The following is a 19,394-nucleotide window of genomic DNA, read 5'->3' as shown; positions in this document are numbered from 1 at the left end:
CTGGTCGGGCTGTTGAAGCACCTGGGGCTATGGCGCAGTTGGTAGCGCGTCTCGTTCGCAATGAGAAGGTCAGGGGTTCGAATCCCCTTAGCTCCACCACAAACCGCCCTACTCAAGGGCATCTTGCATCATCGCCTGATGAGATTCCCAACCCCCCGCTTGCGCCATCGTGCACCATCCAGACGCCTCGGAATCGGCCTAGAGGATCGCCGGCCAGGAACGAACCCCCTCGTCAGCGCGAGCTGCAAACGCCGCTGGTTTGAGCAACTCTCCCTCGAAAATGAGAATCGCCTTGTTCCGAGCGCCGCCGAACTCAGGGCACACCGGCGACGGGTTGCGTCGACGCCATTGAGACACCGGCCCGTTCTACCGAGAGCCACGGTCTCGATCGTTGACGAAGCGCGAGCAGCTGAACCTCCCCTCGACCGCACGAACCTGCCGCTCACCGGGCGCTCTGTTCAGTTCATGACCGCTCGGTGGGCTCGTGGACAAGCCGCGACCTGCACGCGCCGATCCGCCGGGTCGCCCCCCCCAGGCCATCAATCAGCCCGCCGTAGCAGGCGACGCTCGAACTCGGGGAAGGCCTGATCGCACCACCAGTCCGCCATCCAGGGACGAACCAAACGAACGCACCGCCGGTCGCAGCCCGGCGAGGGCGCTCACGTCAGGTCGGAGAGCTGGGCGATCCCGGTGAGCGCGGCGACAGCGGAGCGCACCATCGGCACCGCCAGGACGGCGCCGCTGCCCTCACCCAACCGCATCGAGAAGTCGACCAGCGGCGTGAGCCCGAGCCGGTCCAGCGCCAGCGCCTGCCCGGGCTCGGTGGAACGGTGGCCGGCCTGCAGCCAGGCCTTGGTGCCGGGAGCGAAGTCCTCGGCGACCAGCGCTTCCGCGACCGCGATCACCCCGTCCAGGAGAACCGGCACGCCGCGCCGCGCGGCACCGGTGATGAACCCGACCGCTGCGGCGAAGTCGGCGGCGCCGAGGGCGGCCAGCCGCTCGACCGGATCGGTCACGCGCGCTCCCGCCCGGGCCAGCGCGGCCTCGATCAGGGCGGTCTTGTGAGCCAGCGTGCCTTCGTCGATCCCGGTGCCGCGCCCGGTGACGGCCGCGGCCGGCACGCCCAGGGACGCCGCGATCAGGGCGGCGGCGATGGTGGTGTTGCCGATGCCGAGGTCGCCGGAGATCAGCAGCTGGGCACCGTCCGCGATCTGCTCGGCGGCGATGGTGTCGCCGGCCGCCAGCGCCTGTTCCACCTCGGCGCGCGTGAGCGCGTCGGTGAGGTGGATCGCGCCGGAGGACTGACGGACTTTGAACCGGCTGATCTCCGCCGGCAGGTCGGGGAAGTCGACGGCCACGCCCAGGTCGTAGATGCGCACGGTCACGTCGTTGGCCGCGGCCAGCGCGGACACCCCGGCGTGGCCGCTGGCGATCCCGTACACCATCGCCGGCGTGATCGCCGCCGGGTAGGCCGACACCCCGTCCGCGGAGACCCCGTGGTCTCCGGCGAACACCATGACGCGGACGTCGTCGAGCTGGCGCGGCGGGCAGGTGCCCTGGCAGGACGCCACCCAGGCCGCCAACGTCTCCAGGTCGCCCAGTGCGCCGAGCGGCTTGGCCTGACCGTCACTGAGGGTGCGGGCCGCGGCGTACGCGGCATTGCTCGGGGCCTGGACAGGGGTACGCACGGCAGGGCTGCTCATGATGGTGTTCTCCTTCAGTGGTTGCGTGTTTCGATGCGCGCGGGCTGCGCGTCGAAGCGTGGGAGGATGCACGGGTGGCGGGAATCCTGGTGGCGGGCACTTCGTCGGATGCCGGCAAGTCGCTGATCACCGCCGGGTTGTGCCGGGCCTGGGCCCGCAAGGGGATCCGAGTGGCGCCGTTCAAGGCGCAGAACATGAGCAACAACTCGATGGTCTGCCCGGACGGTTCGGAGATCGGACGCGCCCAGTACCTGCAGGCACTGGCCGCCGGTGTCGAGCCGTCGTCGCTCCACAACCCGGTGCTGCTGAAGCCGGCCACCGACCGGCGGGCGTTCATCGTGTTGCGCGGCCAGCCCGGCGGCACGCTGGAGGCCGGCGAGTACGCGACCGGGCGGACGCGGCTCGCGACGGCGGCGTTCGAGGCGTACCGCGAGCTGGCGGCGTCCTACGACCTGGTGGTCGCCGAGGGTGCCGGGTCGCCGGCGGAGATCAACCTGCGCGCCGGCGACTACGTCAATCTCGGCCTGGCTCGGGAGTTCGGCCTGCCTGTCGTGCTCGTCGGGGACATCGACCGCGGCGGGGTGCTGGCGTCCATCTACGGCCACTGGGGGATCCTCGACGACGAGGACCGCGCGACCCTGGCCGGCTACCTGATCAACAAGTTCCGCGGCGACCAGTCGGTCCTCGACCCGGGCCTGGACGAGCTCACCGCCCGCACCGGCCTGCCGTGCTTCGGGGTGGTGCCGTGGCTGGACCAGGTGTGGCTCGACAGCGAGGACGCGCTCGCGTTCGCCAAGTGGCCCCGGCTGCCGGGCCGTGCCGGCACGCTGCGGGTGGCGGCCATCCGGTTCCCCCGCATCTCGAACGCCACCGACCTGGACGCGCTGGCGGCCGAGCCCGGCCTGGACGTGTTCGCCACGGCGAGCCCGCCGGACATCGACAGCGCGGACCTCGTCGTGTTGCCGGGCAGCCGCTCGACGATCGCCGACCTCGACTGGCTGCGCCGGCTCGGACTGGCCGACGCCCTGCAGCGCCGGGCAGCCGCCGGCCGTCCGATCCTGGGCATCTGCGGCGGCTACCAGATGCTGGCCGCGGTCATCGACGACCCGGTCGAGTCCGCCCGCGGCACCGAGCCGGGCCTCGGCCTGCTGCCGGCCAGCGTGCGCTTCAGCCCCGAGAAGCAGCTGGGCCGCCCCCGCGGCACCTGGCGGGGCCACGAGGTCGTCGGCTACGAGATCCACCACGGGGTGGTCGAGCCGACCGGCGGCGAACCGTTCCTGGACGGGGTCCGCGTCGGCAACACCTGGGGCACGATCTGGCACGGCGCGTTCGAGAACGACGGCTTCCGCCGCGCCTGGCTGAGCGACCTGGCCGCCGAGGTCGGCTCCAGCTGGCGGCCGGACACGGAAGCACCGGGGTTCGCCGAACGCCGCACCCAGATGCTCGACCAGCTCGCGGACGCACTGGAGGCTCACGCCGACCTCGACGCGATGCTGTCGCGCGCGGGGCTCTGAGCCTGCACCGCGGCGACGAGCGTGTCGATGTCGGTCACGCCTTCGGGGGCGACCCCGAGCATCCGTGCCGCCTGCAGCACCAACGGCTGCCGCAGCCGCGCCGCCGACACCAGCTCTGGGTCGGAGAGCAGCTCGGTCGCCGAACCATGTCGCACCCGTCCCTCAACCAGGACGGCCACCGAATCCGCCCACGACAGGGCGAACTCGACGTCGTGGGTGGAGATCACCACCGTCGTGTGGGCATCCAGCAGGCTCTCCAGCGCGGCCACCATCTCGTCGACCCCCTGTGGGTCCAGCCCGGCGGTCGGCTCGTCCAGCAGCATCACGCACGGCTCCATCGCCAGGGCGCCGGCGATCGCGACCCGCTTGCGCTGCCCGTACGACAACTCGTGGATCGGACGCTCGGCAAGGTCCTCGATCGACAGCACCGCGAGCGCGTTGGCCACCCGTTGGCGGACCTCGACCTCGGACAGACCCAGGTTCAGCGGGCCGAAAGAGACGTCCCGGAACACGTCGGCTGCGAACAGCTGGTCGTCGGGGTTCTGGGCGACGAGCTGGACCACCTGCCGGTGCGTGCGCAGCCCGGCCCGGTCGAACGTGACCGGCTTCCCATCGACGAGGACGGCGCCGCCGGTCGGCTTCTGCGAGCCAGCGAGGGTGCGGAGCAGGGTGGTCTTGCCCGAACCGTTCGCTCCGAGCAGGGCCAGCCGCTTGCCGCGAGGGATCTCCAGGTCGGCCCCGCGCAGCACCTCGCGGTGGCCGAACGACACCGCCAGGGCGGAAGCGGACAGTCGACGGTGGCTCACGCCAGCACCTCCCAGGCCAGGGCGCCGCCGGCGATGACCACCAGCAGCGCGATACTTGCGGCGAGGAACGCCGATGACCGGCGCCGCGCAGGTTCAAGGGTGCGCAGCGCGTCCTCGTAGCCGCGCCCGGCGAGGCCGGCCTCCATCCGGCGGGCGCGGTCCCACGACCGCAGGAACAGCACCGCCACGCCCATGGACGCCGAGCGCATGGCCGCCGACCGGCTGGCGTAGCCCAGTCTGGCGGTCTGGGCCTGGTGGATCGCGCCGGCGCTCTCGAGGAGCCCGAAGCTGAAGCGGTAGATCAGCGCCGCGATCTCGATCAGCGCGTCGGGGACCCGTACGTGGCGCAGGCTCGACAGCAGATCGATCATCGGGGTCGAGCAGGCGAGGGTGAACATGGCCAGGGTCGCCGCCAACGCGCGGACGGCAAGACCGCCGGCCGTCGCCAGTCCCTCCGGCGTCAGCTGCACGCGGAGTCCGCCATCCCAGTTGACGCTCACCGCGACGGTGGCGACGCCGATCAGGATCGAGGTCAGCGGGATCCAGAGGACGCGCCCGAGTCGGGCCCAGCCCACCCGAATCGGGCCCAGCAGGAGGACAAGGCTGGCCACTGCCACCAGCACGCCGCCGGGGAAGGGCGGCAGGGAGACGGCGGCGAGCAGCAGCCCGACCGACAGCAGGCCCTTGTCGCGAACCGAACGAGCCCGCCAGGGGCTGGACCACGCAGCGTGGTCCAGCGCCAGGCCGTGGGCCATCAGGCCGTGGGTTCGGGTGCCGCGGAGCCGTCGGCAGCCGGCTCGCCGGCGGACACCTTCTCGCCGCGGCGGCGACCCCACAGGCCACCGATGGCGAACCCGAGGATGGAGCCGCCGATTGCCGCCTGGAGGGCGAACAGGCCGGACTCGACCTCACCGGACTCGGGCTGGAAGAAGGGCTCGAACCAGGGCTCGTAGCCGGGGTTCGCCTCCTCGATCGTCGAGGTGGCCACGGAGTCGGTGCCGGCGAAGCGTTCGTCCGGGTTGGTGTGGATCCCTCCGATGACGAAGCTCACGCCGAAGATGATCACCAGCGCCGCGACGAGCGCGATCGTGGTCCAGGTCTTCCTGCTCATCTCAGGCCACCTCCGCCTTCATCGAACCGGGCAGGACGCCGAGGCGCTCCAGCTCGGGCTTGGCGACGTCGGTGAGCAACCGGAACACCAGCACGCCGAGGATGCCTTCTGCGATGGCCAGCGGGATCTGGGAAATGGCGAACACGCCGAGGAACTTGGCCACCGAGCCGGCCAGGCCGGAGACGGGGTCCGGGAAGGCGAGCCCGAGTTGGATGCTGGTGACCAGGTAGGTGGACAGGTCCGCGAACGCGAGAGCGAGGAACACCCCGACGTTCTGGTTCCATTTGAGCTGGTTGGACAGCTTGTAGAACCAGTAGCCGATCCACGGCCCGGCGATGCCCATGCTGAACACGTTGGCACCCAGGGTCGTGATGCCGCCGTGCGCGAGCAGCAGTGCTTGGAAGACGAGGACGATGGTGGACAGGAACGCCATCACCGGTGGTTTGAACAGGACCGCGCCCAGGCCGGTGCCGGTCGGGTGCGAGGAACTTCCGGTGACCGAAGGGAGTTTGATCGAGCTCAGGACGAAAGTGAAGGCACCGGCGGCGGCGAGCAGCAGCCGGGACTCCGGATGCTCCTTCGCCTGCTGGACGACCTTGCGGCCGCCGTGGATGACGAACGGGGCGGAGACTGCGTACCAGGCGACGCAGTGGACAACGGGTAGGAATCCCTCAGCGATATGCATCGGCGAGTTCCCTTTCTAGGTGACGTGGCCTAAAGGAACCGTCGCCCACGCACGTATCTGACTCCCCCGTCGCTGGGGTCACAGTGGCCCGACCGTCCCGGATTCGCACCGGGTTCCGTGTCGTGGACGGCAGGCCGATCCTTGCACCGAACCGTCGCCGATACGCACGATTGCGCAATTCTGGGATGGGCGTCTCACCCCGCGCCGGGCGGTCGCCCGCAGCAGGGGACGCGGCTCAGCGCCTGGTGGCCGTCCAGGTGGTGACCGTCCGCAGCGGCCGGAAGACGGTGAACCGGCCGATCGGCTCGGCGGTCTCGACCCCAATCCGGGCGAGGTCGCCGCCCCACCGGCGGTAGGCCTCCAGCAGGACGGCGTCGGACTCGGCGGTGACACTGTGCGCCACCAGCCGCCCGCCTGGAGCGAGGACGTCCCAGCAGGCGTGCAGGATGCCGGCCTCCACCCCGCCGCCCACGAAGACCGCGTCCGGCGCAGGCAGATCGTCCAGCACGTCGGCGACCGTCGCCACCCGCACCTGCACCCGGTGGGCGGCTCCGAGGCGGGCGGCGTTGGCCGCGATGCGGGCGGCACGGTCGGGGTCGCGTTCCACCGCCACCGCCGTGTTGCCGGGATGGAGGCGGCACCACTCGATGCCGATGCTGCCCGTGCCGGCGCCGAGATCCCACAGCAACTCGTCCCCGACCGGCGACAGCATGGCCAGGGCGTGGGCTCGCAGCACCCGTTTGGTGAGCAGGCCGTCGGTGGCGAAGGCCTCGTCGGGCAGCCCGGCGCTGAGCTGGCGCACGGCGGGCAGATCGGCGTTCATGCCGAGCACCCTAGCCAGATGGGGCACAATCATGGCCCGTGAGCACCAGCCGGCACCCGACCCGTCATGCCTGAGGGCGCGCCCGCCCAGGTCGCGGACGACGGGTTGAGCACTCGCGAGCGGCGGCTGCGTCCGGCCCTGGTGGTCAACACCGGCGAGGGCAAGGGCAAGACCACGGCGGCGATGGGGCTGGCGCTGCGTGCCTGGCACCAGGGCTGGTCGATCGGCGTGTTCCAGTTCGTCAAGTCCGGCAAGTGGCTCTCCGGCGAGCAGGTCGCACTCGAGGCGCTCGGTGCCGAACACCGGCGCACCGGCGCCGGCGGCGAGGTCGAGTGGTTCGCGACCGGTGCAGGCCGACGCTGGGTGCGCAAGCCCGACGCCGAACCCGACCAGTCCACGGCCGCACGCGAGGCGTGGGCCGAAGTGAAGGACCGTCTCGCCGCGCAACGCCACACCCTCTACGTCCTGGACGAGTTCACCTACCCGCTGACCTGGGGCTGGATCGAGGTCGCCGACGTGGTCGCCACTCTCCGCGACCGTCCCGGCACCCAGCACGTGGTGGTCACCGGACGTGGCGCCCCGGCGGAGCTGATCGGGATCGCGACCACCGTCACCCACATGACCAAGATGAAGCACCCCTTCGACACCGGCCAGAAGGGGCAGGCGGGCATCGAATGGTGACCGTCCCCCGCCTCGTCGTCGCCGCCGCGGCCTCCTCGGCAGGCAAGACCACCATCGCGACCGGCCTGATGGGTGCGCTGCGCGCCGCCGGCCACGAGGTCGCCGGGTTCAAGGTCGGTCCTGACTTCATCGATCCCGGCTACCACGGGCTGGCCACCGGCCGTCCCGGACGGAACCTCGACCCGGTGCTGACCAGCGAGGACCTGGTGCGCCCGCTGTTCGTGCACGGCGCCCTCACCCCGGCACCAGCCGAGGTCGCGATCATCGAGGGCGTGATGGGCCTGTTCGACGGCCAGCTCGGCCGCGACGGTTTCGGCTCCACCGCGCACGTCGCCCGCCTGCTGGACGCCCCCGTGCTGCTCGTGGTGGACGCCTCCGGTTCCTCCCGGACGGCCGCCGCCGCCGCCCTCGGACTCCGCGGCTTCGACCCGCGGGTGCGGATCGCCGGGGTCGTCGTGAACCGGGTAGCCAGCGCCCGTCACGGCTCCGAACTCGCCGCAGTGTTCGCCGCCGCCGGCCTGCCGGTGCTTGGCATGGTGCCGCGCAGCGCCGCGATCTCCGCGCCGTCGCGCCACCTCGGGCTCGTCCCGGCGGCCGAGCGACGGGAGTCCGCCGACACCATCGGGGCGCTCGCCGCGCATGTGGCCGAACACGTCGACCTCCAGGCGGTGCTCGCCGTGGCGGCGTCCGCGCCCGATCTGGACGCCGCGCCGTGGGATCCCGGGGCGGTGGTCACCCCGGTCAGCGGCCGGCCTCTGGTCGGGGTGTTCGCGGGACGGGCCTTCACGTTCCGCTACGCCGAGACCACCGAACTGCTCGAGGCGGCCGGCTGCCGGGTCACCGAGATCGACCCGCTCACCGACGACCACCTGCCACCCGGGCTGGCCGGCCTGTACATCGGCGGCGGCTTCCCCGAGGTGCACGCCGTCGAGCTCAGCCGCAATGCCGCCCTCCGCGCGGCGATCGGCTTGGCCATCGCGGACGGGCTGCCAACCGTCGCCGAGTGCGCCGGGCAGCTCTACCTCGGGGAGCACCTCGACGGCCACCCGATGGTCGGCGCCCTGCCCACGTCGGCCCGCATGACGCCCCGTCTGTCCCTCGGCTACCGCCGGGCCACGGCGCCGGCGGAAACCCTGCTCGCCGCAGCCGGGACGAGCGTCACCGGTCACGAATTCCACCGCACCGCGACCCTGCCGGGCACGGGCACGTCGCCCGCGTGGACGTGGGCCGACACGGCCGAAGGCTTCTCCACCGATCCGGCCGGCACCGGCGCACCGACCTTGCACGCCTCCTACCTGCACCAGCACTGGGCCGGCTCCCCGGGCAGCGCACAACGATTCGCCGACGCCGCGGCCGGCTTCGCGGAACGCAGCGTCGCCGCTGCGCCGCCTGCTCACCCGCAGCAGATCGACGGCATCGACCTGCACCACCACGGCGACAAGGACACCCGGCCCGACCTCGTCGACCTCGCCGTCAACGTGATGCTGCCCGGCCCGCCGGACTGGCTGGCGTCCCGGATCTCCGCCGCCATGGCCAACCTGGGCAGCTACCCCGACGTCACGGCCGCGCGGGACGCGATCGCCCGCCGGCACGACGTCAGCCCGGACATGGTCCTGCCGACGGCCGGCGGGGCCGAGGCGTTCACGCTGATCGCGCGCACCCTCACCGCCGCGCACCCCCTCGTCGTCCATCCCCAGTTCACCGAACCCGAGGCCGCTCTCCGCGTCGCCGGGCACGCGGTCCAGCGCTGGCTGCTACCCATCACGCCGGGAACCCCCACCCCCGACCTCGGCGGCATTCCCGCCTGGGCCGACGCCGTGTTCGTCGGCAACCCGACCAATCCGACCGGCTGGCTCCACCGCCGCGACGACCTGCGCGCCCTGGCCCGCGGGCGGCTGCTGGTCGTCGACGAGGCGTTCATGGACGCCACCGACGAGCACGAGTCGTTGATCGGCCCGGAGATGCCCGACATGCTCGTGCTGAGGTCGCTGTCCAAGACGTGGGGGCTGGCCGGGCTGCGCGTCGGCTACGTCGTCGGCGACCCGTCCCTAATCACCCGCCTCGCCGCGGCCCAACCCCCGTGGCCCGTCTCCACACCGGCAGCCACAGCCATGGTGGCCACCAGCACCCCGGAGGCACTTGCCGAGGCGGCCGCGCGCTACGCCGAGGTCGCCCACCACCGCGAGCACCTGGTGGCTGCCCTGGCCGAGGCCGGGTTCGGCACCACCAGCAGCAGCGCACCGTTCGTCCTCATCGACACCTCCGCCTGCGGGCCGACCTCGGTCAGGGAACCCCTCGCCGGCCACGGGTTCGCCGTACGGCGCGGCGAGTCGTTCCCCGGTCTCGGCCCCACCTGGATCCGGGTGAAGGTCCCTCGACCCGACGTCGCCGACCGGCTCGTCCGTGCCCTCTGCACCCTCACCGGAGGCCCGTCATGAGCCGCGAACTCGTCCTGATCGGCATCGGCGCCGGCGACCCCGACTGGCTGACCCTCGAAGCCGTCCGGGCGATCCGGGAGATCGACGTCCTGTTCGTCGTGCTCAAGGAGGATGAGCTGGACGACCTCGTGCAGGCTCGCCGCCAGGTCATCGCGCAGCACCGACACACCCCGTTACGAACCGTCGAACTCAGGGACCCGCCTCGGCCCTGGCGCACCGCACCGGACTATGACGCCGCTGTCGCCGACTGGCGCGCCCAGCGCCTCCGGCAGTGGGGCGCCGCCGTGGAAGCCGCCCTGCAGGACGGCCGTAGCGGCGGCTTCCTCGTCTGGGGCGACCCGAGCCTGTACGAGAGCACCCTCGCGATCGTGGACGAGCTGGCCGGACAGGCACCCACCGGCCAACCGCTGCGGCTCCGGGTGGTCCCCGGCGTGAGCAGCGTCCTCGCCCTCGCCGCCCGCCACCGCATTCCGCTCAACCGGCAGGGCCGGGCACTGCAGATCAGCCCGGCCCGACTGCTGCGGGGCGGCCTGCCCGACGGAATCGACGACGTGGTCGTGATGCTGGACGGCGGGCAGGCGTTCGCCACCATCGACCCCACCGGCCTGGACATCTACTGGGGCGCCTACCTCGGCACGGGCGACGAGATCCTCATCGCCGGGCCGCTGGACAAGGTGCGTGACGAGATCGCTGCCCGCCGCGCCGAGGCCAAGGCGCGCAAGGGCTGGATGTTCGACACGTACCTGCTGCGCCGCCGCTGATTCCGACCGCGCTCAGCGCGCCGCCGCCCAGGCGAAAGCCTCAGCGACCGTGGTGACGACCGGCACGCCCGACGGGACCGGCGGTCGGCGCACCGCCACGACCGGCACGCCGAGGTGCGCCGCAGCGTCCAGCTTGGCTTCCGTCGGGCCACCGGAGTCCTTGGTGACCAGCACGTCGATCGAGCGGCTGCGGAGCAGGTCGCACTCGGCCTCGAAGGAGAACGGCCCCCGCGCCCGCAGCACCTCCCAGCTGCCGGGTACATCGACCTCGGGGGCGTCGACGACACGCACCAGGACGTAGCGGTCCGTCCAGCCGGCGAACGCGGCGAGGCCCTGCCGACCGATGGCGAGGAACACCCGGGCCCCGAGCCGTTCGGCAGCGCGGCGAGCCCCGTCGAGGCCGTCCACCCACTGCCACCCGGCGGCCTCGGGCCGGCCCGCCCAACCGGGCCTCGACAGCCGCAGCAACGCCACTCCGGTCGCGGCACACGCGGCGGCGGCGTTCGCCGTGATCCGTTCGGCGAACGGGTGGGTGGCGTCGACCACCGCCGTGGTGTCGTGGGTGCGAAGGTGGGCTGCCAGTCCGTCAGCCCCGCCGAAGCCACCGATCCGCACCGCGCCGGCCGGGCGCCTCGGTTCGGCCACGTCGCCGGCCAGCGAGGTCACCAATGGCACGCCCGCGGCGACCAGGAGCCCGGCCAGCTCCCGCGCCTCGGCAGTGCCACCGAGCACCAGGATGCTCACCGTCGGCGTCCGAGGGACATCGCGAGCGCCACCGTCACCGCGGCGGCACCGGCCGACACGGCCAGCGCCAGACGGTTCGCGCGCGCCAGGTCCGCCGGCGCCGGCGCCGGGCCGAAGCCGAGCTCGCCACGGTCCTCGACCACCCCGCCGTAGGTGTTGCATCCGCCTAGGCGCACGCCGAGCGCGCCGGCGAAAGCGGCCTCCACCACGCCACCGTTCGGACTGGGGTGCTGCCCGGAGTGTTCCCGGACCGCACGAACCGCGTCGGACGGGTCGCCGCCGACCAGGGGCGCTGCGGCCGTCGCCAAAGCGGCGGTGAGCCGCGCCGGCAGCCAGTTCGCGAGGTCGTCCAGCTTCGCCGCCGCCCACCCGAAGTTGCGGTACCGGTCGTTGCGGTAGCCCACCATCGCGTCGAGGGTGTTGATCGCGCGGTAGCCGAGGAGGCCCGGGATGCCGGCCACCGCACCCCAGAGCAGGGGCGCGACGACCGCGTCGGAGGTGTTCTCGGCCACCGACTCCAGCGCGGCACGGGCGACCCCGTCGGCATCGAGCGACTGCGGGTCCCGGCTGACCAGGTTCGCGACCCGGGCCCGCGCCCCGGGCAGGTCGTCGGCGGCCAGCCGAGCGGCGATCGCCTCCGACTCCCGGGCCAGCGAGCGCCCGCCGAGCACCGCCCAGGTGGCGGCACCCGTGGCCAGCACGGACAGGACGGGCCGATCGCGCACCACCCGCTGGATCGCGCCGCCCAACAGGAGTGCGCCGCCCACCAGAACGGCCTCGTGCAGCACGCCGCGCGTCCGGTCGTCAGCGTACCGGCGCTGCTCGAGGGCGACGGCGAGCTGCCCGAAGCCGGCCACGGGGTGCCAGCGGCGCGGGTCGCCGAGCAGCTGGTCGGCCAGCCACCCCAGGCCGAGTCCGGCCGCGAGGACGCCGGTCCGCCGAGCTGCCATGACCAACCTTTCGTTGGTGGTAATTCTCCGTACTCGAGTGTGTCAGACTGAACACCGCAGAGATGTGCAGAGGAACTCCGGTGAGCCCGATGGGCAAGTCCGGGGCGGTCCCGCCACTGTAACCGGCTTCGTCCGGGAGCCAGGAACTCGCCTCACTGCAGAGCGACGACATCGGGCGAGGACACCTGAGGAGGCTCCATGGACAGCTTTGCCATTTCCACGCCTGCCCTGATCGGGGTGGGCGTCGGCCCGGGCGACCCGGAACTGCTCACCCTGAAGGCGCAGGCGGCGCTCGACCGTGCCGACGTCATCCTGGTTCCCAGCACCGAGGCCAGCGGCGACGATGCCGGGCGCGCCGAGCAGGTCGTGCTCGCCGGTTGTCCCGGCGCGGCCGGCAAGCTGCGACGGGTGCCCTTCAGCATGGCCCAACGACGGGGTGTCGGCGAGAAGCGCCGCCAGTCCTGGGAGGCGTCGGCCCAGGCAGCAGAGGCGGCGTTCGCCGGGGGCGCCACCACCGTTGCGTTCGCCACCGTCGGCGACCCGAGCGTCTACTCGACGTTCTCCTACCTCGCCGCCCACGTGCGCGCGGCGGTACCGGGGTTGACCGTCTCGGTGGTGCCGGGCATCACCGCCATGCAGGCGCTCGCCGCGGCCAGCCTCACCCCGCTCGTCGAAGGTCAGGAAAGCCTCAGCCTGGTGCCGGCTACCGCCGGCCTCGAGGCCGTCCGAACCGCCCTCGAACACGCCGACACCGTGGTCGCCTACAAGGGCGGGCGCCAGCTCGCCGCCCTCCTCGCCGTGGTGCGCGACGCCGGGCGGGACGGAGTGCTCGGGGTGGACGTCGGACTTCCGGGCGAGACCATCACCCCGCTGTGCGACGTCGACACCGACCGGGCGCCCTACTTCTCCACCGTCCTCGTCGCACCCGCCCGCACCGAGACCGGCGGCCGGCTGTGACCGGCGAGGTCGTGTTCGTCGGCGCCGGCCCCGGTGCCGCCGACCTGATCACCCTGCGCGGGGCGCAGGTGATCGCTCGGGCCGACATCGTGATCTGGGCGTCCAGCCTCGTCGACCCCGCCATCGTCGCCGGCGCCAGGCCGGGCGCCCTGGTGATCGACTCGGCCAGCGAGTCGCTGGAGGACATCACCCCGCTCTACCAGCGCGCCCACGACGAGGGCCTGCTGGTGGCCCGCGTCCACACCGGCGACCCGTCCATCTACGGGGCCACCGCCGAACAGCGGCGCATCTGCGACCGGATCGGCATCCCCCACCGCACGATCCCCGGGGTGTCCGCCTTCTCCGCCGCCGCCGCCCGGATGGACGCCGAGATCACCATCCCGGAGGTATCCCAGACCCTCATCCTCACCCGCCTCGAGGGCGGCCGCACCCCGATGCCCGACCGGGAGACCGTCCGCGGCTTCGCCGCGCACGGCGTCACGATGGCCCTCTACCTGTCGGCGGCCCGCAACAAGGTGCTGCAGGACGAGTTGCTGGCCGGCGGCTACCCGCCCCAGACACCGTGCATCGTCGGTTACCGCGTGAGCTGGCCGGACGAGCTGATGCTGCGCTGCCGCCTCGACGAACTGTCGGCGTCGATGAAGGAGCACAAGCTCTGGAAGCACACCGTGGTGCTCGTGGGACCCGCCCTCGCCGAGACCGCCCGCACTCGCAGCCACCTTTACCACCCCGGGTTCCGACACGAGTACCGGTCCGCCGACGGCACGCCGCTGGTCACGCGGGACCCCGCATGATCACCGTGTACGGGCTCCTCGGGCGCCCGAGCGTGGAACTGCGGATCGCGGCCGCGGCCGCCGACGTCGTCGTCGGCGGCGCCCGGCACCTCGACCGGCTCGACGTCGATGAGGATCGCCGCATCGTCCTCGGGTCGCTGGCTGCGGCGATCGAGCAGCTGGGCTCCGGTCGCGCCGAGGCCGAGGTGGTCGTCGTGGCCAGTGGCGATCCTTTGTACTTCGGCGTGGTACGCGCCCTTCGGGCTGCGGGGCTCCGACCCGCCGTGGTACCGGCGGTGTCGTCCATCGCGGCCGCCTTCGCCGCGATCGGCCTGCCCTGGGATGACGCCGCGGTGGTCAGCGTGCACGGCCGCCCCCTCCAACCAGCGCTCGACCTCGCCCGGAACACCGACAAGGTGGCCGTGTTCACCTCAGCGGACCACGGCGTACGCGAACTCGCCGCCGGGCTGGCAGGCATCGGCCGCTGGTTCGTGCTGGCCGAACGGCTCGGTGAGGACGACCAGCAGGTCACCGTCCTGACCAGCGAACAGGCCCTCGACGCCACCCCGCGGGAACCGAACGTCGTGCTGATCCTCAGCCGCCACCCCAGCGACGACGACGCTCCGTGGCCGGGAAGCATCGCCGGCCCGGGCGCCCCCGCCCCATACCCGACCCTTGGAGAACCCGAATGATCGGACAGGTCACCGGCGGCGCTGCCAGCCGGGCACGCGCGGACCAGATCGACGCCATCCTCGGCGAGACCACCCGCCGCTACCCCGAGGGCGCCGTCCAGGGGCTCCCCCGGGCCTGGGCCGAGTGCGACCTGGTCGTCAGCCACCTCGCCCTCGGCGCGACGACCCGGATCATCGCTCCCCTCCTGGAGTCCAAGAGCACCGACCCGGGCGTGGTCGTGATCGACGAAGCCGGCCAGTTCGTGGTCCCCCTGGTCGGCGGACACGGCGGCGGAGCGAACGACCTCGCCCGCGCGATCGCCGCCGGGCTCGGAGCGACCGCTGTGGTCACCACCGCGACCGATGCGGCCGGACTGCCCGGCCTGGACACCCTGGGTTGGGCCTGTTCGGGAGACGTGGCCGGCGTCACCCGCGCCATCCTCGACGGTGAACCCGTCGCCCTCGCCCGCAGCCAGCCCTGGCCGATCCCGGCCCTGCCGTCGAATGTCGTCGTCGCGGGCCCGGGCGACGCGTCGCCCCCGAACTGCGTCGGGATCGTTCTCGTCACCGACCGGACCACCGCCGGCTCCACGCTTCCCACCGTCGTTCTCAACCCGCCCAGCCTGGTCGCGGGCCTGGGCTGCAACCGGGGCACGACCGCGGCGTCCCTGCGAGAACTCCTGCACCGGACGCTCGCCGACGCGAGGCTTGCCCCCGGCTCGCTGGCGGCGATCACCACGGTCGACGCCAAGGCCGACGAACCGGGCCTCGTCGAACTGGCCGCGGGCCTCGGCGTGCCACTGGTCACCTACCCGGCCGGCGTCCTCGCCGGCTTCGACGTGCCCAACCCGAGCGACCACGCGCAGGCGGCGGTCGGCACGCCGAGCGTCGCGGAGGCGTCCGTCCTCGCCCGCGGGGCGACTCTGGTGGTGCCCAAGCAACGCACGCCAGAGGCCACCTGCGCGATCGGACGCCTCCCGGCCCGCGGCAAGCTGACCGTGATCGGGCTCGGGCCCGGCTCCCGCGACCTCACGACCCCCCGCGCCCAGCAGGCCATCCGGGCGGCATCGATCGTGGTCGGCTACCGACCCTACGTCGCCCAGGTCAAGGACCTGCTGCGCCCCGGAACCAGGATCGCCAGCACGCCGATGGGCAAGGAGGAGGAGCGCACCGCGGCCGCTATCCAGTTCGCCCGGGAAGGCAACAACGTGGCTCTGGTCTGCTCCGGCGACCCGGCGATCTACGCGATGGCCTCCCCCACCCTCGAGCAGGGCACCGACGGCATCGACGTCGACATCGTGCCGGGCGTCACCGCCAGCCTCGCTGCGTCCGCGATCCTCGGCGCCCCGCTCGGCCACGACCACGCCACCATTTCGCTGTCCGACCTGCACACCGACTGGGAGACGATCCTTCGCCGGCTCCGGGCCGCCGCCGAGGCGGACCTGGTCACCGTGCTGTACAACCCGCGCAGCCGCACCCGGCTGCACCACCTGCCTGACGCGCTCGCCATCTTCTCCGAGCACCGACCAGCCAAGACCCCGGTCGCCGTGGTCGAGGAGGCCGACCGCCCCGAGCAGCGGATCACCCTCTCCACGATCGCCGACTTCGACGTCGACGTGGTCAACATGAACTCCCTGGTGGTCGTCGGCTCCTCGACCACCCGGTACCTGACCGCGGGCGCCGGGCGCACCGTCATGGTCACCCCCCGCGACTACCACTGGATGAACCGATGACCCCCACCACCGCCCCGCCGCTGGTCATCGCCGGGCACGGAACCCGCGACGCCGCCGGCGTCGCCGAGTGCCACGCCCTGGTCGCACGGGTCCGCGGGTTGCTGCCCGGCGTCCGGGTCGAGGCAGGTTTCGTGGAACTCACGCCACCCACCATCGACCAGGCGCTGTCCTCCGTCCTCGACGGCGACGGGGCCGGCGCCGTCGTCGTGCCGCTGATGATCGGGTCCGGAGGCCACGTCCGCGAGGACATCCCCGCGGCGATCGAGGCCGGCCGACGCGACCACCGGGGCGCCACCGTCGTCTACACCCGCCACCTCGGCGCCCCCGCCGGCCTGGTGGCCGCGGCCCGCCAACGGATCGACAGCGCCCGCGGCGACTGGGCCGCCCACGAGGTGAGCGTGGTGTTCGTCGGACGCGGCTGCAGCGTCACCGATGCCAACGCCGACCACACCCGCCTGGGCCGGGTCCTGCTCGAGACGGGCGGCTACGCCAGCCTGCTGCCCGCGTTCATCCAGGTGGCTGGCCCGAGCGTTGCCGAGGCGCTCGACACGGCGCACGCCACCGGCAGCCGTCGCATCGTCGTGATGCCGCACTATCTGTTCCCCGGCCGGCTCAGCACCTGGGTGCAGCAGGCGGTGGACGCCTGGACCGCCATCCACCCCGACACCAGCGTGCGGGTCGCCGGCGTGATCGGCGCCTGTCCCGAGCTCGCCGACGTCGTCGCGCAGCGCTACCGCGAAGGCATGCTCACCGCCCGCACCGACCTCGGTTCGCCGGCTTACCTCACCGGTCTGCTGCTCGCCGGACGCAAGGTGGTGGCCATCGGCGGCGGCTGCGTCAACCGGCGCCGGATCCCCAAGCTGCTCGCCGCCGGTGCCCACGTCACCGTTGTCGCCCCCGATCTGCACCCGGCCCTCGCGCAACTCGTCGACGACGGCGTGATCGAGTGGCACAACCGGGGCTACCTCGCCTCCGACCTGGACGGCGCCTGGTACGTGCTCGCCGCCACCGACGATCCCGAACTCAACGCACAGGTCGCGGCCGCGGCCGAAGCCCGGCACACCTTCTGCGTCCGTGCCGACCGGGCCGAACTCGGCTCGGCCTGGACACCCGCCACCGCCGAACTCGAGGGCGCCACGATCGCCGTCCTCGCCGACCACGACCCCCGCCGGTCCCGGGCCCTGCGTGACCGGATGCTCCAGTTCGTGCGGGACGACGCATGAGCCGCTACCGCTACGAGACCGACGGCGCCGAGATCTACCGGCAGTCGTTCGCCACGATCCGCGCCGAGGCCGACCTCGACCGCATCCCGGCCGACCTGCAGGCGGTCGCCATCCGGATGGTGCATGCCAGCGGCCAGATCGACCTGCTCGACGACCTCGCCTGGTCCCTCGGGCTCGCCACCGCGGCCGGACATGCCCTCCGGGCCGGCGCCCCGATCCTGTGCGACTCACGGATGGTTGCCAGCGGCATCATCCGCTCCCGCCTGCCCCGCGACAACGACGTCGTGTGCCTGCTGGGCGACCCCCGTCTTGCCGACCTCGCCGCCGACCTCGGCACCACCAAGACCGCCGCAGCCGTCGAACTGTGGCGGCCCCAGCTGCCCGGATCGGTGGTCGCGATCGGCAATGCACCCACGGCCCTGTTCCACCTGCTCGAGATCCTCACTGACGACCCCGCACTGATGCCCGCCGCTGTCCTCGGCATCCCGGTCGGCTTCATCGGAGCCGCCGAGTCCAAGCAGGCCCTCGCCGACAACGAGCTGGGCATGGACTACCTCGTCGTGCGCGGACGCCGCGGCGGCAGCGCTGTCACCGTTGCCGCCGTCAACGCCCTGTGCGGCACCGACGGACGCACCGGCTGACCCCGACCGCGGCCGACGACGACCGCGGGCCACCGAAAGGACACCCATGAGCCCCGACAACCGCACCACCGGCGAGGTCATCCTCGTCGGGGGCGGTCCCGGTGATCCGGACCTGCTCACGATCGGCGGGCTGCGCGCCCTGCAACAAGCCGACGTCGTGCTCTACGACCACCTCGCCCCCCTCGCCTGCCTCGACCAGACGAGGCCGGGCGCCGTCCTCGTCGACGTCGGCAAGATCCCGCGCGGCTGCCAGACGGCCCAGGCCGACATCAACACCCTGCTCATCGAGCACGCGCGCACCGGCGCCAGCGTCGTCCGATTCAAGGGTGGCGACCCGTTCGTGCTGGGACGCGGCAGCGAGGAATGGCTGGCCTGTGCCGCTGCCGGCATCCCCGTCCGCGTCATCCCCGGAGTGTCCTCCGCGATCGCCGGACCCGAACTGGCCGGCATCCCCCTGACTCACCGGGGCATCACCCAGAACTTCTCCGTCGTGTCCGGCCACGTGGGACCCGACCACCCGGCCTCCACCGTGAACTGGGACGCGCTCGCCCAGAGCTCAGGCACCATCGTCATCCTGATGGGCGTCGCTCACCTCCCCGAGATCACCGAAGGGCTCATGGCCCGCGGCCTCAACCCCGACCTACCCGCTGCCATCGTCGTCAGGGCAGCCACCCCCAACCAACGCGTGGTCCGCGGCACGGTCGCTAGCCTGGCCGGACTCGCCGCCGAACACGACGTCCAGCCACCCGCCCTCATCGTCATCGGAGCCGTTGTCGGGTTGGAGCTCGGCGGGTCGGAGTAGGCACGCGGACGGGCAGTGCCCGAGGCAGCGGCGCGTGGACCGCCGGGTGCGGTCCACGAACCCTGCACGGTTGCACGCACACCGGCACCCAGACACTGACCATCCGCGCCATCGGTTCCGACACCGCGCCACTCGACCCAACGACGGTCACCGCCACCCTGAGCTCGAGTCAGATCGCGGGCAGCAAGGTCCCCCTCACCCGGCAGACCGCTCGCTCGTGCGCCATCGTGCGCTATCTACCTTTGCCAGAGGTGCCGTGGCCGCACGTCACTTGTTATGCTTCGCCTTGTCAGAGGGCATTTGGCCTTGTGGCGTGCACGCCTGAGAGCATTTCGCAATGAGAAGGTCAGGGGTTCGAATCCCCTTAGCTCCACCATC

General features: G+C 72.6%; 19 protein-coding genes, 1 tRNA gene and 2 riboswitches. Of the genes, 12 read left to right on the top strand and 8 right to left on the bottom strand.

Features of this window, described 5'->3' with window-relative positions; all coding sequences use genetic code 11:
- Nucleotides 1-23 precede the first annotated feature (23 nt).
- Nucleotides 24-99: transfer RNA gene (locus ACFQQJ_RS14910), tRNA-Ala, on the top strand.
- Nucleotides 100-659: 560 nt separating this feature from the next.
- On the opposite strand, the gene cobT is transcribed toward ACFQQJ_RS14910, so the two are convergent.
- On the bottom strand, nucleotides 660-1,703 hold the full coding sequence (cobT, locus tag ACFQQJ_RS14905; protein WP_377107655.1) for a nicotinate-nucleotide--dimethylbenzimidazole phosphoribosyltransferase: 1,044 nt from the start codon (nucleotides 1,701-1,703) through the stop codon (nucleotides 660-662).
- A 74-nt stretch (nucleotides 1,704-1,777) separates the two neighbouring features.
- Between cobT and ACFQQJ_RS14900 the strand changes: the two genes are divergently transcribed.
- Nucleotides 1,778-3,217, top strand: a complete 1,440-nt coding sequence (locus tag ACFQQJ_RS14900; protein ID WP_377107654.1) for a cobyric acid synthase — start codon at nucleotides 1,778-1,780, stop codon at nucleotides 3,215-3,217.
- On the opposite strand, the gene ACFQQJ_RS14895 is transcribed toward ACFQQJ_RS14900, so the two are convergent.
- The 5 genes from ACFQQJ_RS14895 to cbiT form a co-directional block, all read right to left on the bottom strand.
- Nucleotides 3,175-4,023: an energy-coupling factor ABC transporter ATP-binding protein gene (locus ACFQQJ_RS14895; RefSeq protein ID WP_377107652.1), complete on the bottom strand. Its 849-nt coding sequence runs from the start codon at nucleotides 4,021-4,023 to the stop codon at nucleotides 3,175-3,177. The genes ACFQQJ_RS14900 and ACFQQJ_RS14895 overlap by 43 nt on opposite strands.
- The gene (cbiQ, locus tag ACFQQJ_RS14890; protein WP_377107650.1) at nucleotides 4,020-4,778 is read right to left on the bottom strand and encodes a cobalt ECF transporter T component CbiQ; all 759 of its coding nucleotides are present in this window, start codon (nucleotides 4,776-4,778) and stop codon (nucleotides 4,020-4,022) included. Before cbiQ ends, ACFQQJ_RS14895 begins: the two co-directional genes overlap by 4 nt.
- Nucleotides 4,778-5,134 carry an energy-coupling factor ABC transporter substrate-binding protein gene (locus ACFQQJ_RS14885; RefSeq protein ID WP_377107648.1) on the bottom strand — a complete coding sequence of 119 codons (357 nt, stop codon included), beginning with the start codon at nucleotides 5,132-5,134 and terminating at the stop codon, nucleotides 4,778-4,780. Before ACFQQJ_RS14885 ends, cbiQ begins: the two co-directional genes overlap by 1 nt.
- 1 nt (nucleotide 5,135) lies before the next feature.
- Complete coding sequence (locus ACFQQJ_RS14880; protein WP_377107647.1) at nucleotides 5,136-5,819, bottom strand: energy-coupling factor ABC transporter permease; 684 nt, start codon at nucleotides 5,817-5,819, stop codon at nucleotides 5,136-5,138.
- A gap of 30 nt (nucleotides 5,820-5,849) precedes the next feature.
- Nucleotides 5,850-5,983: riboswitch (cobalamin riboswitch) on the bottom strand.
- 71 nt (nucleotides 5,984-6,054) lie between these two features.
- Nucleotides 6,055-6,642, bottom strand: coding sequence for a precorrin-6Y C5,15-methyltransferase (decarboxylating) subunit CbiT (gene cbiT / locus ACFQQJ_RS14875; RefSeq protein WP_377107645.1), 588 nt, complete (start codon nucleotides 6,640-6,642; stop codon nucleotides 6,055-6,057).
- 66 nt (nucleotides 6,643-6,708) lie between these two features.
- Here cbiT and cobO point away from each other — a divergent pair, with 66 nt between their 5' ends.
- From cobO to cobF, 3 genes are read left to right on the top strand one after another with little or no spacing between them, the layout of a single operon-like run.
- On the top strand, nucleotides 6,709-7,323 hold the full coding sequence (gene cobO, locus ACFQQJ_RS14870) for a cob(I)yrinic acid a,c-diamide adenosyltransferase (RefSeq protein WP_377107643.1): 615 nt from the start codon (nucleotides 6,709-6,711) through the stop codon (nucleotides 7,321-7,323).
- Nucleotides 7,317-9,761 carry a cobyrinate a,c-diamide synthase gene (locus tag ACFQQJ_RS14865; protein ID WP_377107642.1) on the top strand — a complete coding sequence of 815 codons (2,445 nt, stop codon included), beginning with the start codon at nucleotides 7,317-7,319 and terminating at the stop codon, nucleotides 9,759-9,761. Before cobO ends, ACFQQJ_RS14865 begins: the two co-directional genes overlap by 7 nt.
- A complete protein-coding gene (gene cobF / locus ACFQQJ_RS14860; protein ID WP_377107641.1) occupies nucleotides 9,758-10,522 on the top strand; it encodes a precorrin-6A synthase (deacetylating) in 765 nt (254 codons plus the stop codon). The genes ACFQQJ_RS14865 and cobF overlap by 4 nt, the downstream gene beginning before the upstream one ends.
- A 12-nt stretch (nucleotides 10,523-10,534) precedes the next feature.
- On the opposite strand, the gene ACFQQJ_RS14855 is transcribed toward cobF, so the two are convergent.
- The gene (locus tag ACFQQJ_RS14855) at nucleotides 10,535-11,266 is read right to left on the bottom strand and encodes a cobalt-precorrin-6A reductase (RefSeq protein WP_377107639.1); all 732 of its coding nucleotides are present in this window, start codon (nucleotides 11,264-11,266) and stop codon (nucleotides 10,535-10,537) included.
- Nucleotides 11,263-12,216, bottom strand: coding sequence for a cobalamin biosynthesis protein (locus tag ACFQQJ_RS14850; protein ID WP_377107637.1), 954 nt, complete (start codon nucleotides 12,214-12,216; stop codon nucleotides 11,263-11,265). Before ACFQQJ_RS14850 ends, ACFQQJ_RS14855 begins: the two co-directional genes overlap by 4 nt.
- A riboswitch (cobalamin riboswitch) is annotated at nucleotides 12,217-12,386 on the top strand.
- A 28-nt stretch (nucleotides 12,387-12,414) separates the two neighbouring features.
- Here ACFQQJ_RS14850 and cobI point away from each other — a divergent pair.
- Genes cobI through cobA form a run of 7 tightly spaced genes read left to right on the top strand, consistent with a single transcriptional unit; the run spans nucleotide 12,415 to nucleotide 19,016 of the window.
- Nucleotides 12,415-13,173 (top strand): precorrin-2 C(20)-methyltransferase, encoded by a 759-nt coding sequence (gene cobI / locus ACFQQJ_RS14845; RefSeq protein WP_377107636.1) that lies wholly within the window; start codon nucleotides 12,415-12,417, stop codon nucleotides 13,171-13,173.
- Complete coding sequence (gene cobM, locus ACFQQJ_RS14840) at nucleotides 13,089-13,967, top strand: precorrin-4 C(11)-methyltransferase (RefSeq protein WP_377107634.1); 879 nt, start codon at nucleotides 13,089-13,091, stop codon at nucleotides 13,965-13,967. The genes cobI and cobM overlap by 85 nt, the downstream gene beginning before the upstream one ends.
- Nucleotides 13,964-14,638, top strand: coding sequence for a precorrin-6y C5,15-methyltransferase (decarboxylating) subunit CbiE (gene cbiE / locus ACFQQJ_RS14835; RefSeq protein WP_377107632.1), 675 nt, complete (start codon nucleotides 13,964-13,966; stop codon nucleotides 14,636-14,638). The genes cobM and cbiE overlap by 4 nt, the downstream gene beginning before the upstream one ends.
- On the top strand, nucleotides 14,635-16,350 hold the full coding sequence (cobJ, locus tag ACFQQJ_RS14830; protein ID WP_377107630.1) for a precorrin-3B C(17)-methyltransferase: 1,716 nt from the start codon (nucleotides 14,635-14,637) through the stop codon (nucleotides 16,348-16,350). The genes cbiE and cobJ overlap by 4 nt, the downstream gene beginning before the upstream one ends.
- Nucleotides 16,347-17,573 carry a CbiX/SirB N-terminal domain-containing protein gene (locus ACFQQJ_RS14825; protein ID WP_377107628.1) on the top strand — a complete coding sequence of 409 codons (1,227 nt, stop codon included), beginning with the start codon at nucleotides 16,347-16,349 and terminating at the stop codon, nucleotides 17,571-17,573. Before cobJ ends, ACFQQJ_RS14825 begins: the two co-directional genes overlap by 4 nt.
- Nucleotides 17,570-18,214 carry a precorrin-8X methylmutase gene (locus ACFQQJ_RS14820; RefSeq protein WP_377107626.1) on the top strand — a complete coding sequence of 215 codons (645 nt, stop codon included), beginning with the start codon at nucleotides 17,570-17,572 and terminating at the stop codon, nucleotides 18,212-18,214. The genes ACFQQJ_RS14825 and ACFQQJ_RS14820 overlap by 4 nt, the downstream gene beginning before the upstream one ends.
- A 46-nt stretch (nucleotides 18,215-18,260) precedes the next feature.
- A complete protein-coding gene (cobA, locus tag ACFQQJ_RS14815) occupies nucleotides 18,261-19,016 on the top strand; it encodes a uroporphyrinogen-III C-methyltransferase (protein ID WP_377107624.1) in 756 nt (251 codons plus the stop codon).
- Nucleotides 19,017-19,394: the final 378 nt, after the last annotated feature.

This window comes from Propionicimonas sp. T2.31MG-18 (genome assembly GCF_964266745.1).
Classification (GTDB): domain Bacteria; phylum Actinomycetota; class Actinomycetes; order Propionibacteriales; family Propionibacteriaceae; genus Propionicimonas.
This window is presented reverse-complemented; position numbering and strand designations above follow the sequence as displayed.